Consider the following 15,071-nt stretch of genomic DNA (forward strand, 5'->3'; position numbering starts at 1 on the left):
GAACCAGCGGTCAGGCTTCCCATCGGGCCGGCAGGTCGTCGCGGATCCGCTTGAGATCCCCGGTCGTGCGTCCGTGCGCGTGGAGCCAGCACCGGTCGAGCACCCCGTCGCGGCGCAGCAGGCGGCCCGGGGCCGCGTACCAGCGCAGGGGTGAGTCCTCCGTGGCGGCCCACATCGGGTGGTCGGGCAGGTCGACCCGCGTGTAGCGCGCCGCGAGGTTCGGCAGGAGAGCGTCCGGCAACTCGCAGGCGCCGTAAAGGCTTCCTGCCCCGAGCAGCGACTCGCTCAGCACCAGCTCCACCCAGGCCACGGACATGCGGTCGAGGAACGGGACCCACCCCTCGTGCGACTCCACCACCACGGGCGGATCGTCCTGCTCGACCCGGTCCAGTGGGATGCCCCATGACGCGCAGTCCTGGTTCTCTGCGCGGAAGACGAGGACGCCGCCGAAGCCGTCGTCCACATGCAGACCCATCGGCGGGACCAGTGGATCCTGCTGCCTGGTCAGGTCGTCGCGGCGGCCGAGCAGCGCGTAGCCCTCCCGCAGGGCGGCGGGAAGCTCGAAGCCCAATTCGGCCTCGGCGGCATCCAGTTCGGCGGCGGTGCAGCCGTCCTCGGGACGCAAGGGGCGTCCCGTCCACTCGTCGGCGAACAGGCGCACGAAGTCCCAGGCCTGGGAGCGGCTGGTCACCCCGCCTCGCAGCGCCACCGCCACGTCGAGAGCACCGGACATGACGCATACGCTACCGTCCGGGTTCCCACCTGGGCCTGAATGTCGGAGCCGGGTGCTGGCTTCCGCGGTCCAAGGGAAACGGGAAGGGGCTGGCCGACGAGCTGGTCCAGGAGGCCGGCACGCACTCGATCCTGGACATCTTCCGGGTCATAGGGCCTGACGAGACCCCGGAGTACAGCACCGTGGAACCTGTGACGGCCGTGCACACGTCAAGGATTTCGACGTCTTCCCCCGGTCGCGGTGGGTCGGACGGTGCGCAGTGCTGCACGACGACGAGGGCGTCCCTCAGGAGATCTACCTCTGGGGCCACTCAGGCGACTGAACGGCACGCCTGGCCGCGTTCCTCGGTCGCCGACCAGAGATGGGACGAGTCGATCAAGGAGAGGTGAAACTGCTCTGGCTCCCGGCATGGACGACCCGGTCCGCTACTGGTTCTGTTTGCTTCGCTCCGCCGCCTGGGCGGGGGTGTCGTAGTAGCCGGGTTTCGCCAAGAGCACGGAGCTGAAGTAGTAACCCTGCTCCTCTTCTGGCTCATCGTCGGCAGCGAATGGGCGCCAGAAGCCCAGGAGCAGGTCAGGAGCAAGGAAGGACGCCGGATCGTCCGGATCCGGGTCAACGGTGGCGTACTCGCGCATGTGCTCGATTACTTCGCGTGCAGGGAGCGCGAAGACGTCCAGGTCTCGGAACGTCACTCGGTCGGTCTGCGCCAGGGGTCTCCCCAACTCGATGGCCTGCAGGGTGCCCTGCATGCACTCCATGCTGATCATGAGGCCGCTGGGGCGAAAGATGTGTTGCCCTGGGCGGTCGGACTCGGAGAGTGCAGAGTGATCGCGGAGCGAGTCCAGCGCCGCATTCGCTGCTTCCCGGGGCATGCCGATCTGCAGCGGACCGACGCCGAGCGGCGGGAGGAGATCAAAGTGCATACGGGCATGATGCCAAGCGGTCTTGTTCAAGCCCCGCCGGCCGCCATGGAACCGCTTCCGCCGGTCGTGGCCGAGGCCTGACGGCGAGGCGTCGGAATCGTGTAGGGCCGAACTGGCGAGAGGGCCCGGCTGACGGAGGTCTAGGGATCGGCCGTCCGAGGTCGCACAAAGACGACCAACACCTCCGGATCGCTTTGCGTTTCGGGGCCTGAGACTGCGATCCCTTCTCCAAGCTCCCGATCCATGCCACGCTCGCGACGTGATGACACCACAAGAACTGCTGGAGGCATGTCCGCCCGGTGAGGGGCCATATGCCTGCCCTTGCTGTCACCTGCTGACCCTGGAGTCGCGGTGCCGCTGGGAGATCTGCGAGGAGTGCGGATGGGAGGACGACGGCCAGGACGACCTCAACGCGGACGAGGTGTGGGGCGGACCGAACGGCTCGTTGAGCCTGACCGACGCCCGCCAGGAGTACGCAGACCACATCGCAAACCTCGGGACGGAGAAACCCGCGTCAGTCACGGTCGGCGGTGAAGGGCTGTGGTGGACTGCCGCCCAGCAGCTCATGCGCGACCAGGGGTACACCCCCTAGCGGACTTGGCCAGGGTGAGAGCATAGTCCTGATCACAGCCAGTTGACACCCGGTCGCATTCCGTCGTCGGGTTCCAGGTCGCCTCAGTCCACTGGATAACACTGCGGTCGCTCACCGCTCCCCTCCCTCGTGCCTACGAAGCCATTGCAGTGGCCAACCCGTACGTACGCCGCCATATTCGAACGCGCGAACGACGGTATTTGGTCGAGCCGGTTGCCACCAAACCGAGCAGGACGCCGACAAGCCGGAGCCTGCGGCCTGTCCGCCACTCAAGCCGAACAGCCGCAGACAGGGGTGTCACTGTGGCCTTTAGGCTCCCATTCATGATCGGCGGGGCGTGCCCCGCAGTGGTGAAAGGGGGCTGGGGTGGGCTGGTGGAATGGGACGCCGGAGCGTCGGGAGCAGTGGGTGCTTGATCCACTGGTCGGGGTGGGGCCACTGCGGTTTGGGATGGATTCCGGCGAGGTGAAGGCCGCCCTGGGCGGGCCGCGCGACGGCGCCACCTGGGTCGCGGCCGATGGCACGTTGCGGGTTGAGTACCCGGGGATGGGCCTGAACTGCATGTACGCGCGAGGGACGAGCCTGGTCGCCGTGGCCGTCAACGCTTTCCAAGGCCCCCTGGTCCGGGTCGGTGAGGTGGAACTGATCGGTCGAGTTCCGTCCGAGGTGCGTGCTGAGATCCACGACCTTGCCCGCCGGGAAGAGGCCGCGGTGCGGGTGAACTGGAGTGGGGACCCGGAGATCGCGGCCTGGGGGGTGTCCATGGGCACCGAACCCGATGGCGAGCTGTCCGCCGAGGGCTATCCGGTGCAGAAGGACAGGGTGATCACCTCAGTGCTGCTCGTCGGGCCCGAGCTCGCGCACGACCCCTACGCGACAACGCCGGTGATGCACTGGCGCGACGTCACCGGCCGGGGACGAAACCCCGGGGCCTGGCCGGTGACCCCCGGACGTGACCGTCCGCATTGGGACTGGGTGCCGCTGGAGCGGGTGGGCCCGCTCCGCTTCGGGATGAGCCCGCCCCAGGTGGCGGACGCCCTGGGCGGCGAGGTCCCGGCGGGTCGGATCGGCTACTTCCCCTTCTGGCTCTACGCCACGGACGGGCTGTGGAATCTGCACGAGGACCGCTTCGAGAATGCCGGTGTGAGCGCGCACTACTGGACGAACCCGGACGGCGTTCCGCGGCTGGGCGCCGTGACCGCGTACGGGCGCACCGGGCCGCAGGTCCTGTATGCCGACATCCCCCTGGTCGGTGCGGCGCCCTCCTCTCTCGGAGCGGCCATCCTCCGGCATGTCGAGGACCACGACCTGGGCCTGTGCTTCAGCCCCAGCGGTGCGATGACCCCGTCCGGGGTCAACCTGGCCCTGGACACGGTGAGGGCTGGAGACGCCGCCGTCAGCGAGCCCACGTTCTACGCCGAGCACTGGGAGGGGTAGGGAGCGCGGACTGACCTTGTCTCCCCGGACAGCCCAAACACGCCAGAGGGGAGCCGGTCCAACGTCGGACCGCCGTGGTGGGCAAGTGTCATCAACGATGCGGATTTGGTGCCAACTGGGGGGCGAAGAGACGCCCGTTGCACCTGCTAGGGGGAGGTGTGGATGTCAGGTAGCTCGAAAAGGCTCACTCGCGCCTCCCGATGCAGGTGCTCCCCGGCGATGGGCGCGCAAGGCTGGGCCGTCTCCGGGCCGTGCAAGGTCGGCCGGCGACAACAGAGGGCGCTGGAGGGTGACGGGGGCCTCACCCATCCGACCTGGGGGCGCCGGATCGATCTGCGACACTGGATGAACCATGCCTGCACCCGGAGAACTCACATTCGTCGCGCCGCGCGGAGTCAAGAAGCCGCCGCGGCACCTTGCCGATCTTTCGCCCGAGGAGCGCCGGGAGGCGGTCGCGGAGCTGGGGGAGAAGCCGTTCCGCGCCAAGCAGCTGTCGCAGCACTACTTCGCGCGCTACGCCGATGACCCCGCCGCGTGGACGGACATCCCGGCGGCGGCGCGGGGGAAGCTGGCGGAGGGGCTGCTGCCGGACCTGATGTCGGTGGTGCGGCACAGCAGCACGGACAACGACACCACGCGCAAGACGCTGTGGCGGCTGTTCGACGGCACCCTGGTCGAGTCGGTGCTGATGCGCTACCCGGACCGGGTGACGATGTGCATCAGCTCCCAGGCGGGCTGCGGCATGAACTGCCCGTTCTGCGCCACCGGCCAGGCCGGGCTGGACCGGAACCTGTCGACCGGGGAGATCGTGCACCAGATCGTGGCGGGCATGCGCTCGCTGCGGGACGGGGAGATCCCGGGCGGCCCGGCGCGGCTGTCGAACATCGTGTTCATGGGCATGGGCGAGCCGCTCGCGAACTACAAGCGTGTCGTCGGCGCCATCCGCCGGCTGACCGATCCGGAGCCGGACGGGCTGGGGCTGTCCCAGCGGGGCATCACCGTGTCGACGGTGGGCCTGGTCCCGGCGATGCTGCGCTTTGCCGACGAGGGCTTCAAGTGCCGTCTCGCGGTGTCGCTGCACGCGCCCGACGACGAGCTGCGCGACACCCTGGTGCCGGTGAACACCCGCTGGAAGGTGCGCGAGGTGCTGGACGCCGCGTGGCACTACGCGGACGTGTCAGGGCGCCGGATCTCGATCGAGTACGCGCTGATCCGGGACATCAACGACCAGGCGTGGCGGGCGGACCTGCTGGGCCGGCTGCTCAAGCGTCGCCGCGTGCACGTCAACCTGATCCCGCTCAACCCGACCCCCGGCTCGAAGTGGACGGCCTCGCGGCCCGAGGACGAGCGGGCGTTCGTCGCGGCGCTTGAGGCGCACGGCGTGCCGGTGACCGTCCGGGACACCCGGGGGCAGGAGATCGACGGCGCCTGCGGGCAGCTGGCGGCTTCCGAGCGCTGATCTGCGCTTGCTAGGGTGACGGTCGTTTGCGGCCGTGCGCCGCGACGCCACGCACAGCACACAAAAGAACATCCGACAGGGGAGCGCGGAAAGCGCTGAGAGTGCGGCACGGCCGCAGACCCTCGGACCTGATCCGGGTCATACCGGCGTAGGGAGTCACCACATGAGCACCATCCGTCGGCGTGCGGCCGGCACCGTCCTCGTCGTCGCGCTCGGCGCGACCGCGCTCGCCGCCTGCGGCAGCGACGGCGGGGACACCGCCAAGGGCAAGGGCGGCACCGCCTCCAAGACCGTCACCCTCGTCAGCCACGACACCTTCGCCGCGTCGAAGGGCGTGCTGAAGGAGTTCACGAAGCAGACCGGCTACACCGTCAAGGTGCTGCGCGGCGGCGACGCCGGCGCCGCGGTCAACCAGGCCGTGCTGTCCAAGGGCAACCCGCAGGGCGACGTCTTCTTCGGCGTCGACAACACGCTGCTGTCCCGGGCCCTCGACAACGACCTGTTCGAGCCGTACCAGGCCAAGGACCTCGACAAGGTGCCCGCCGCACTGCAGCTGGACGCCGCGGAGCACCGCGTCACCCCGATCGACTTTGGCGACGTCTGCGTCAACTACGACCGGAAGTACTTCACCGAGCACAAGCTTCCCGTGCCGGAGAGCTTCGACGACCTCGTCAAGCCCGAGTACAAGGACCTGCTGGTCACCGAGAACGCCGCCACCTCCTCCCCGGGTCTGGCCTTCCTCCTCGCCACCACCGCGAAGTACGGCGACGGGGGCTGGGAGGACTACTGGAAGAAGCTCAAGGCCAACGGCGTCCAGGTCGTCGACGGCTGGGAGCAGGCGTACTACGACACCTTCTCCGGCGCCGGCGGCGGCAAGGGCGACAAGCCGCTGGTCGTCTCGTACGCCTCCAGCCCGCCCGCCGAGGTGCTCGGTCTGAAGACGCAGCCCGAGCAGGGGCCGACCGGTGTCGCGAGGGGCACCTGCTTCCGGCAGGTGGAGTTCGCCGGCCTGCTGAAGGGCGCCAAGAACACCGAGGGCGGCAAGGCGCTCGTCGACTTCCTGCTGAGCCGCGCCTTCCAGGAGGACATGCCGCTCAACATGTTCGTCAATCCCGTCCGCGACGACGCGAAGCTGCCCGAGGTCTTCACCAAGTACGCGCCGGTCATCAGCGAACCGGCCACCGTCGCCCCGGAGAAGATCGCCGGGAACCGGGAGCAGTGGGTCAAGTCGTGGTCCTCGCTCGTGCTGAAGTAACGAAGACCGCCGAGGGGACGCGCGCCGGGGCGGCGGGCGTCCGGCCGCTCGCCGTACGGCTGGGCCTGATCGCCGTGCCGGTCGCGTTCTTCGGGCTGTTCTTCGGCTACCCGGTCGCCGCCATCGTCGCCCGCGGGCTCCGCGAGGGCGGGCGGTGGCGGTTCGGCCGGTTCGCGCAGGCGCTGGGCGAGCCCGACATCCTGCACGTGCTGTGGTTCACCTGCTGGCAGGCGGCCGCCTCCACCGCGCTCACCCTGGCGATCGCGCTGCCCGGCGCGTACGTCTTCGCCCGCTTCGACTTCCCCGGCAAGCAGGTGCTGCGCGCGGTGGTGACCGTGCCGTTCGTGCTGCCGACGGTGGTCGTCGGCTCGGCCTTCCTCGCGCTGCTGGGGCGCGGCGGGCTGCTCGACGAACTGTGGGGCGTGCGCCTGGACACCACGGTCTGGGCGATCCTCCTCGCGCACGCCTTCTTCAACTACGCCGTGGTCGTACGGACCGTGGGCGGGCTGTGGGCCCAGCTGGACCCCCGGCAGGAGGAGGCCGCGCGGGTCCTCGGCGCGGGACGCCTCGCGGCCTGGCGCAGGGTGACGCTGCCCGCCCTGGCCCCCGCGGTCGCCGCGGCCGCGCTGATGGTCTTCCTCTTCACCTTCACCTCCTTCGGCGTGATCCAGATCCTCGGCGGGCCCACCTTCTCCACCCTGGAGGTGGAGATCTACCGCGAGACCGCGCAGTTGCTGGACCTGCCGACGGCGGCCGTGCTGACGATTGTCCAGTTCGCCGCCGTCGCGGTGATCCTCGCCGTGCACGCCGGGACGGTACGGCGCAGGGAGAGCGCGCTGCGGCTGGTGGATCCGGCCCGCACCGCGCGCCGGCCGCGGGGCGCCGGCGAGTGGGGGCTGCTCGCGGGCGCGCTCGGTGTGGCCGCGCTGCTGATCCTGCTGCCGCTGGGTGTGCTGGCCGAGCGCTCGATGCACGGACCGGACGGCTACGGCCTCGGCTACTACCGGGCGCTGGGCTCGGTGGCCGGCAGCGGCGGGACCTTCCTGGTGGCGCCCGTCGCCGCGGTCTGGAACTCGCTGCAGTACGCGGCCGCCGCCACCGCGATCGCCCTGGTCGTCGGCGGGCTGGCCGCGGCCGCCCTCACCCGGCGGGCCGGGCGCCTCGTGCGGGGCTTCGACGCCCTGCTCATGCTGCCGCTCGGCACCTCGGCGGTGACCATCGGCTTCGGCTTCCTCATCACCCTCGACGAGCCGCCGCTGGACCTGCGCTCCTCGTGGATCCTCGTGCCGCTTGCGCAGGCACTGGTCGGCGTGCCCTTCGTGGTGCGCACCATGCTGCCGGTGCTGCGTGCCGTGGACGACCGGCTGCGCGAGGCGGCGGCGGTGCTCGGCGCCTCCCCGCTGCGGGTGTGGCGCGAGGTCGACCTCCCGCTGGTGCGGCGGGCGCTGCTGGTGGCCGCGGGCTTCGCCTTCGCCGTGTCCCTGGGCGAGTTCGGCGCCACCGTCTTCATCGCCCGCCCCGACAACCCCACCCTCCCGGTCGCGGTCGCCCGCTTCCTCGGGCGGGCCGGGGAGCTCAACTACGGCCAGGCGATGGCGCTCAGCACCGTGCTGATGCTGGTGTGCGCGGGGGCGCTGCTGGCGCTGGAACGTATCCGCATCGACAGGTCCGGGGAGTTCTGATGACCCTGCTGCGACTGGACGGCGCCACCGTGCGCTTCGGCGGCCACACCGCCCTGGACGCCGTCGGCCTGGAGGTCGCCGAGCACGAGACGGTCTGCGTGCTCGGGCCCAGCGGCAGCGGGAAGTCGACGCTGCTGCGGGTCGTCGCCGGGCTGCAGCCGCTGGACGCCGGGCGCGTCCTGCTGGCCGGCCGCGACCAGCAGGGGGTTCCCGTGCACCGGCGTGGCGTGGGCCTGATGTTCCAGGACCACCAGCTCTTCCCGCAGCGTGACGTCGCCGGGAACGTTGACTTCGGTCTGCGCATGCGCGGCGCGGGGCGCACCGAACGGGAGCGCACGGTCGAGGAGTTGCTGGAGCTCGTGGGCCTGCCCGGCGCGCAGCGGCGCGCCGTCGCGTCCCTGTCCGGCGGCGAGCAGCAGCGCGTCGCCCTGGCCAGGGCCCTGGCACCCGGACCGCGGCTGCTCATGCTCGACGAGCCGCTCGGCCAGCTCGACCGGAGCCTGCGCGAGCGCCTGGTCGTCGAGTTGCGCGGGCTCTTCCGGCGGCTGGGCACCACGGTGCTGGCCGTCACGCACGACCAGAGCGAGGCCTTCGCGCTGGCCGACCGCGTCGTCGTCATGCGCGACGGCCGGGTCGAGCAGGCCGGCACCCCGCTGGAGGTGTGGCAGCGGCCCGCCTCCGAGTTCGTCGCCCGCTTCCTCGGCTTCGACAACGTGGTGGCCGCCACCGTCACCGGCGACGCCGCCGACACCGCCTGGGGCAAGGTCCCCGTCCCCCCGGGCTCCCCGCAGGGCGCCGGGCGGCTGCTCGTCCGGCCCGCCGGGGTACGGCTCGTCCCGGCCGCCGACGGGCTGCGCTGCGACGTGCTCGCGCGTACCTTCCGCGGCGACCAGGTCACCCTCCTCCTGCGCCCCGAGGAGGGCCCCTCGCTGGAGGCCGGCTGCGCCCTGCGGGACGCCCCCGCCGAGGGCGACACGGTCGGCGTCTCCTTCACGGCGGACGAGGTCGTGGTCCTGGGCGGGTAGGGGCTGCGGCAGCCTTCCGCCGCCGAGCGACCTTCCGCGGCCCGGGTGGGTCGCCCCGCCCTGGGGGGCAACTCATGGAGCGCGCACGACGTGACATCTCGGCGGCGACGACGGTGGCTTCGGCGCTGCTGCTCCTGGCCGGCGGGGTGTTCGTACCGGCCGTCCCGCACCGGCACGGCCTGGAGAGCGTGGGCGCCTACGAGACGGCTCCGGGCCCGCGGGTGCTACCGGCTCTGACTTCGCGTCAGGCGTGCCAGGGCCTCCGGGGCGTCCTCGACGGAGTCGACGAGCACGATGCGCTGCTCCATGGAGCGGCCTTCCGCCAGAGCCTGGAGAAGGGGCCACGCCGGCAGGCGCCGGGTCCAGTGGTCCCGGTCGACCAGCACCATGGGGCGGGGGGCGCCGTTGGACTCGTAGTAGTTCGGCGTGGTGTTGTCGAAGATCTCCTGGACGGTGCCCGCGGCGCCCGGCAGGAAGACGACCCCGGCGGTGCAGCGGGCCAGCAGGCCGTCCTCGCGGGTGGCGTTGGCGAAGTACTTGGCGATGTGCGCGGCGAAGGCGTTCGGCGGCTCGTGGCCGTAGAACCACGTCGGCACGCCGATGGAGGCGCCGCCGCCGGGCCAGCGGTCGCGCACGTCGAAGGCGGTGCGCGCCCAGTCCGTGACGGACGGGCGGAAGGAGGGGACCTTGGCCACCGTCTCCAGGGCCTCGACGAGCATCGCGTCGGCGAAGGGCGCGGCGTAGGCGCCGAGGTTGGCCGCCTCCATGGCGCCGGGCCCGCCGCCCGTGGCCACGCTCAGGCCCTCGCGGGCCAGTGCACGGCCGAGGCGGGCGGCGCCCGCGTACGCCTCGGTGCCGCGCTCCATGGCATGACCGCCCATGACGCCCACGACGCGGGCGTCCGAGACGAGTTCGTCGAAGGCGTCGGAGACGGCGTCGTCGTGGATGCTGCGGAGCATCGACGCGTAGATGTCGCCGCTGCCCCGGGTGCGCAGGAACCACTGGTAGCCGCGGGCGTCCGGCGTCGCCTCGTAGCCGCCGTCGTCAAGGCCCTCGTACAGTGCGTCGGGGCCGTAGAGGGAGCCCCGGTACGGGTCGAAGGGCAGGTCCGGGACCGGCGGGAAGACCATGGCGCCGCCGGCGCGGACGTGGGCGGCCGCCTCCGGCTCCATCGGGCAACCCAGGAACACGGCCTCGGTCGTGTCGGCGGACATCAGGGCGGGCGTACGGGTCGTCAGGTCGAGCGACTGGACGCGGTGTCCGCGCAGCGAGCCCGACGCGGCGACGCGGTCGAACTCCTCGAGGGTCTCTATCTCGTGATCGTTCGGATCGTTCGGCGTCAGCACGCCCGCCACCCTAGCGCCCGCGGCGGGGGCCGCCGCCGCGGGGCTCCGGGCGGCGCTACGGCAGCGGCAGTGTGCCCAGGTGGGCGATGAGCAGGGTCAGCGGGAGCACGACGCCGAGGACCGCGAGGGCGCGCACGGCGGCTGCGTTGCGCAGCAGCGCGGCGGGCGTGCCGAGCCGGCTGAGGGCGGCGGTGGCCGGACGGCGGGCGCGCTTGGCGTCCACGGTCGCGGTGAGGGCGGTCGCGACCGCCGACAGGACGACGAGGACGGCGCCCAGCACGGTGAGCGGTCCGACGGGGTGCGCCACGGCGCCGAACCGGTCGCTGCCGGCGAGGGCGGTGGCGGCCACCGCGCACAGCGCGCCCAGCGGGCGGCCCACCAGCGTCGCCTCCTCCTGGAGGGCGCGGCCCGCGAGGAGCCGCAGGGCACCCGGCCGGTACGCCGCCAGCAGCCGTCCGCACAGGTGGACGAGGCCCGGCATGGCCAGCACCATGCCCGTGGCCGTCAGCAGCCAGCCGCCGACGACGGCCGGGGCGGCATGGCCGAGACCGCCGGGCAGCGGGAGCGCGCCGTCGGGCCCCGGGGCGCCGGCGCCCCCGGCCGAGGAGATCTGCACGGCGAGGCCGATCGCCACGAGCGCGGCCCCCCACGGCAGGCCGGACGGCACCCCGCCGTCGCGGACGGCGGCCTCGTCCCCACGGGAGCGCCGTGGCCGCAGCACGACCGCGGCCGAGACGGCGGCGGCCAGCGGCAGTGAGGCCAGCAGGGTCAACGCGCCCGCGAACGGGAGTTCACGGTCCGCGCCCAGCGCCTCGGCGGCACCACCGAGGTGCGGGCCGGGCAGCTCACCACGGAGGAAGAGGAAGCCCAGGAGTGCGATCAGGACGCCCAGGCCGCAGTTCAGGGCGGAGCTCGCCGCGGCCAGCAGGGGCAGCCCGTGCCGCCCGAGCCCGGCCGAGGCCAGGCCCGCGTGCAGCCGTCCGCTCGGCTCCGTACGGGCCACGAGAACCGACAGGTGGACGGTGGCGGCGAACGGCACGGCGCACCAGAGCAGCCGGACCAGGCCGTCCGGGGCGTCCTCGGGGTGCGCGAGGGCGTGCCCGAGGACGGCGAGCAGCAGGAACCCCGTGCCGGCGGCCGCGGCGACGACCAGCAGCCGGCGCAGCAGCACCTCCGGACGGGAGCCGAGGGCTACACGGAGGCTGAGCACGAGTCGGCGTCCTCCCGATCCTGGTGCGGCATGCCGGCCACGAAGCGCCCGTCGACGAGGGTGACCACCCGGTCGGCGAGGGAGACGACCTCGGGTTCGTTGGAGGCGAGCACCACGGTGATGCCGTGCGAGCGGGCGGCGCTGGTCAGCATGCGCAGCACCTGGGCGCGGTCCGCGCGGTGCAGCGGCGCGGTCGGTTCGTCGGCGAAGACCACGGAGGGCCGGTTGACCAGGGCGCGGGCGATCGCCACCCGCTGCCGCTCGGCCTGCAGCAGCCGGCCGGGACGCTTGCGGGCGGCCCCGCCGATGTCCAGCCGGTCCAGCCACTCCTGCGCGGCGGCGCGCGCCGTGCGATACGGGACGCCGCACAGCAGCAGCGGCAGCGCGGCGTTCTCCCGGACGGTCAGTTCGGGGAGCAGTTGCGGGCTGCTGTCGATCCAGCCGAAGCGCTCACGGCGCAGCCGCTCGCGGGCGGTCATGCCCAGGGTGTGCACGGGGGAACTGTTGAACCACACCTCGCCCTGCTCGGGGAGCAGTTCGCCGGACAGGCAGCGCAGCAGGGTGGTCTTCCCGGCGCCGTGCGGGCCGAGGACGCCGAGGATCTCGCCCTCCCGTACGCCGAGTGACACGCCGAGAAGAGCGGGTGAGCGGTCGTGCGCGTGGCGCAGGCCGCGGGCCCACAGCACGTCGTTGTCGGGTGGGTTCACGTTGGCCTCTAACGAACGCGGGGAGTCCGGGTCACTGCGGCACCGTACGCGCCCCACGGCCCGGGACCACGGTTACGGGGGCGCGTTTCCGGCGCGCGCCCACCCGTGCGGCGTAGCGGGAGCGAGGTTCGTCTGGAAGACCATCCGTTCACTTGCGCGACGTGTGGCTGTGGCAGGATGCGGCCGCCGTGCCTCCGGCACGGTGTGAGATCCGTGGGGGTTCATCGACATCCATACGCAATGCCGCCCTGCTCGTGGCAGGAGCGGTCGCAGGTGGTCTGCTGCTCGCACCACCGGCCCACGCGGCCAGGATCGCGATCGTCGGCACGACCATCAACAACGGCAAGCCCATCGTCATGGGGGCCGGCGGCTCCACGACCGTCACCGTGCCGGTCGTCACCGAGATCGCGGGCGTCTCCGGAGCCCCGGCCACCGTCGACGCCGAACTCACGGGGCTGGGAAGCGGCTTCTCCGTCTTCCTCGAGGGCACTTCGGGCGCCAACATGACCAGTTGGTGAGGCTGCAGTTCCGCAGGTCCGGAAGCGCCACCTATACGACGGTCACGTACGCCCGCACGGATGCCAAGGGCAACGTGAAGACCAGCACGACCGCCAAGGCGGTCGGCTTCTGGCGGTGGGCCTTCGGCGGCACCACGACCGTCGCGCCCGTCGCGGGGGGCGGGGACCGGGTCGCCCTGAAGTGAGCGGGGCCTGACGGGCCGCCGGGGCCGCCCTCCGTCGACGGAGGGCGGCCCCGGCCGCTGGATCCCGTGGTCCGGCGGGGACCGTCAGAGCTTGGTCCAGGCCTCCGTGAGGACGGTGCGCAGGACGCCCTCGATCTCGTCGAAGGTCGACTGGTCGGCGATCAGCGGCGGCGCGAGCTGCACGACCGGGTCCCCGCGGTCGTCGGCGCGGCAGTAGAGGCCGTTCTCGAAGAGCGCCTTGCTGAGGAAGCCGTACAGGACGCGCTCGGTCTCCTCGTCGGTGAAGGTCTCCTTGGTGGCCTTGTCCTTCACCAGTTCGATGCCGTAGAAGTAGCCGTTCCCGCGGACGTCGCCGACGATCGGCAGGTCGTGGAGCTTCTCCAGGGTGGCGCGGAAGGCGCCCTCGTTGTCGAGCACGTGCTGGTTGAGCTGCTCGCGCTCGAAGATGTCGAAGTTGGCCAGGGCGACCGCCGACGAGACCGGGTGGCCGCCGAAGGTGTAGCCGTGGAGGAAGGTGTTGTCGCCCTTGTAGAAGGGCTCGGCGATGCGGTCGGAGATGATGCACGCGCCGATGGGGGAGTAGCCGGAGGTCATGCCCTTGGCGCAGGTGATCATGTCCGGGACGTAGCCGAACTTGTCGCAGCCGAACATGGTGCCCAGGCGGCCGAAGGCGCAGATGACCTCGTCGGAGACGAGCAGCACGTCGTACTGGTCGCAGATCTCGCGGACCCGCTGGAAGTACCCGGGCGGGGGCGGGAAGCAGCCGCCGGCGTTCTGCACCGGCTCGAGGAAGACGGCCGCGACGGTGTCGGGGCCCTCGAAGAGGATCTCCTGCTCGATCTGGTCGGCGGCCCAGCGGCCGAAGGCCTCGGGGTCGTCGCCGAAGAGCGGGGTGCGGTAGATGTTGGTGTTGGGCACCTTGTGCGCGCCGGGGACCAGCGGCTCGAAGGGGGCCTTCAGGCCCGGCAGGCCGGTGATGGACAGGGCTCCCTGCGGGGTGCCGTGGTAGGCGACGGCGCGTGAGATGACCTTGTACTTGGTCGGCTTGCCCTTGAGCTTGAAGTACTGCTTGGCGAGCTTCCAGGCGGTCTCGACCGCCTCGCCGCCGCCGGTGGTGAAGAAGACCTTGTTGAGGTCGCCGGGGGCGTAGTCGGCCAGGCGCTCGGCGAGCTCGACGGCCTTGGGGTGGGCGTAGCTCCACACCGGGAAGAAGGCGAGCTCCTGGGCCTGCTTGTAGGCGGTCTCGGCGAGCTCCACGCGGCCGTGGCCGGCGTTGACCACGAACAGCCCCGCGAGGCCGTCGATGTACCGCTTGCCCTTGTCGTCGTAGATGTACGTGCCCTCGCCGCGCACGATGGTCGGCACAGGGGCGTTCTCGTACGACGACATGCGGGTGAAGTGCATCCACAGGTGGTCGTACGCGGTCTTGGAAAGGTCCGCGCTCATGGCTATCTGGTTCCCCAGGTGTAGGTCTGCTTCCGGAGCTTGAGGTAGACGAAGCTCTCGGTGGACCGCACGCCGGGCAGCGTGCGGATCCGCTTGTTGATCGTCTCCAGGAGATGCTCGTCGTCCTCGCAGACGATCTCGATCAGCAGGTCGAAGGAGCCCGCGGTCACGACGACGTACTCGACCTCCGTCATCTCCGCGAGGGCGTCGGCGACGGGTTCGATGTCGCCCTCGACGTTGATGCCGACCATCGCCTGCCGCCGGAACCCCACGGTGAGCGGGTCGGTGACGGCGACGATCTGCATGACGCCCTGGTCGAGCAGCTTCTGGACGCGCTGCCGTACGGCCGCCTCCGACAGGCCCACGGCCTTGCCGATGGCGGCGTACGGACGCCTGCCGTCCTCCTGGAGCTGTTCGATGATCGCCTTGGAGACGGAATCGATCACGAAGGCACCGTTGGCGCCCCTGTGATCCGGAGTACGAGTGGCCACGCACCCCACTCTGCACGAGAGGTCAGCCGTCACGCAAGCCCCGATCAATGAAATCCGTGGTT

General features: G+C 71.6%; 16 protein-coding genes and 1 riboswitch. Of the genes, 8 read left to right on the forward strand and 8 right to left on the reverse strand.

All coding sequences use genetic code 11. From position 1 onward, the window contains the following. Nucleotides 1-10: 10 nt before the first annotated feature. Nucleotides 11-733, reverse strand: coding sequence for an SMI1/KNR4 family protein (locus PV410_RS18180; protein ID WP_500325718.1), 723 nt, complete (start codon nucleotides 731-733; stop codon nucleotides 11-13). 425 nt (nucleotides 734-1,158) lie between these two features. After that, a complete protein-coding gene (locus PV410_RS18185; protein ID WP_500325720.1) occupies nucleotides 1,159-1,656 on the reverse strand; it encodes a hypothetical protein in 498 nt (165 codons plus the stop codon). A gap of 262 nt (nucleotides 1,657-1,918) precedes the next feature. Between PV410_RS18185 and PV410_RS18190 the strand changes: the two genes are divergently transcribed. Then, nucleotides 1,919-2,248 (forward strand): CPCC family cysteine-rich protein, encoded by a 330-nt coding sequence (locus PV410_RS18190; protein WP_500325866.1) that lies wholly within the window; start codon nucleotides 1,919-1,921, stop codon nucleotides 2,246-2,248. On the opposite strand, the gene PV410_RS18195 is transcribed toward PV410_RS18190, so the two are convergent. Continuing rightward, complete coding sequence (locus PV410_RS18195) at nucleotides 2,220-2,363, reverse strand: DUF5131 family protein (protein ID WP_500325721.1); 144 nt, start codon at nucleotides 2,361-2,363, stop codon at nucleotides 2,220-2,222. The two genes, PV410_RS18190 and PV410_RS18195, sit on opposite strands and share 29 nt — an antisense overlap. A 335-nt stretch (nucleotides 2,364-2,698) precedes the next feature. On the opposite strand from PV410_RS18195, the gene PV410_RS18200 reads away from it, so the two are divergent. From PV410_RS18200 to PV410_RS18220, 5 genes are all read left to right on the forward strand, one after another. Continuing rightward, nucleotides 2,699-3,685: a hypothetical protein gene (locus tag PV410_RS18200; RefSeq protein ID WP_500325723.1), complete on the forward strand. Its 987-nt coding sequence runs from the start codon at nucleotides 2,699-2,701 to the stop codon at nucleotides 3,683-3,685. Between the two features lie 352 nt (nucleotides 3,686-4,037). Continuing rightward, entirely contained in the window at nucleotides 4,038-5,144 is a 1,107-nt protein-coding gene (gene rlmN / locus PV410_RS18205; RefSeq protein ID WP_500325724.1) for a dual-specificity RNA methyltransferase RlmN, read from the forward strand. 67 nt (nucleotides 5,145-5,211) lie between these two features. Beyond that, nucleotides 5,212-5,316: riboswitch (TPP riboswitch) on the forward strand. Continuing rightward, nucleotides 5,308-6,399, forward strand: coding sequence for a thiamine ABC transporter substrate-binding protein (locus PV410_RS18210; protein WP_500325726.1), 1,092 nt, complete (start codon nucleotides 5,308-5,310; stop codon nucleotides 6,397-6,399). (Overlaps the previous riboswitch by 9 nt.) Before the next feature lie 68 nt (nucleotides 6,400-6,467). Continuing rightward, nucleotides 6,468-8,081, forward strand: a complete 1,614-nt coding sequence (locus PV410_RS18215; RefSeq protein WP_500325868.1) for an ABC transporter permease — start codon at nucleotides 6,468-6,470, stop codon at nucleotides 8,079-8,081. Continuing rightward, nucleotides 8,081-9,106: an ABC transporter ATP-binding protein gene (locus PV410_RS18220; RefSeq protein ID WP_500325728.1), complete on the forward strand. Its 1,026-nt coding sequence runs from the start codon at nucleotides 8,081-8,083 to the stop codon at nucleotides 9,104-9,106. The genes PV410_RS18215 and PV410_RS18220 overlap by 1 nt, the downstream gene beginning before the upstream one ends. Nucleotides 9,107-9,330: 224 nt before the next feature. Here the strand turns inward: PV410_RS18220 and PV410_RS18225 are convergent, their stop codons facing one another. Genes PV410_RS18225 through PV410_RS18235 form a run of 3 tightly spaced genes read right to left on the reverse strand, consistent with a single transcriptional unit; the run spans nucleotide 9,331 to nucleotide 12,369 of the window. Next, nucleotides 9,331-10,461: an LOG family protein gene (locus tag PV410_RS18225; protein WP_500325729.1), complete on the reverse strand. Its 1,131-nt coding sequence runs from the start codon at nucleotides 10,459-10,461 to the stop codon at nucleotides 9,331-9,333. A gap of 46 nt (nucleotides 10,462-10,507) precedes the next feature. Beyond that, the gene (locus PV410_RS18230) at nucleotides 10,508-11,662 is read right to left on the reverse strand and encodes a hypothetical protein (protein WP_500325731.1); all 1,155 of its coding nucleotides are present in this window, start codon (nucleotides 11,660-11,662) and stop codon (nucleotides 10,508-10,510) included. Then, nucleotides 11,644-12,369: an ABC transporter ATP-binding protein gene (locus PV410_RS18235; RefSeq protein WP_500325732.1), complete on the reverse strand. Its 726-nt coding sequence runs from the start codon at nucleotides 12,367-12,369 to the stop codon at nucleotides 11,644-11,646. Before PV410_RS18235 ends, PV410_RS18230 begins: the two co-directional genes overlap by 19 nt. Nucleotides 12,370-12,623: 254 nt before the next feature. Here PV410_RS18235 and PV410_RS18240 point away from each other — a divergent pair, with 254 nt between their 5' ends. Then, complete coding sequence (locus PV410_RS18240; RefSeq protein WP_500325734.1) at nucleotides 12,624-12,887, forward strand: hypothetical protein; 264 nt, start codon at nucleotides 12,624-12,626, stop codon at nucleotides 12,885-12,887. Beyond that, complete coding sequence (locus tag PV410_RS18245; protein WP_500325736.1) at nucleotides 12,881-13,072, forward strand: hypothetical protein; 192 nt, start codon at nucleotides 12,881-12,883, stop codon at nucleotides 13,070-13,072. The genes PV410_RS18240 and PV410_RS18245 overlap by 7 nt, the downstream gene beginning before the upstream one ends. Before the next feature lie 84 nt (nucleotides 13,073-13,156). On the opposite strand, the gene PV410_RS18250 is transcribed toward PV410_RS18245, so the two are convergent. Together PV410_RS18250 and PV410_RS18255 are read right to left on the reverse strand one after the other, a co-directional pair. Beyond that, nucleotides 13,157-14,518: an aspartate aminotransferase family protein gene (locus tag PV410_RS18250; protein WP_500325737.1), complete on the reverse strand. Its 1,362-nt coding sequence runs from the start codon at nucleotides 14,516-14,518 to the stop codon at nucleotides 13,157-13,159. A 2-nt stretch (nucleotides 14,519-14,520) separates the two neighbouring features. Next, nucleotides 14,521-14,964: an Lrp/AsnC family transcriptional regulator gene (locus tag PV410_RS18255; protein WP_500325738.1), complete on the reverse strand. Its 444-nt coding sequence runs from the start codon at nucleotides 14,962-14,964 to the stop codon at nucleotides 14,521-14,523. Nucleotides 14,965-15,071 lie beyond the last annotated feature (107 nt).

Source organism: Streptomyces sp. PA03-5A, from assembly GCF_033792725.1.
Taxonomy (GTDB): Bacteria; Actinomycetota; Actinomycetes; order Streptomycetales; family Streptomycetaceae; genus Actinacidiphila.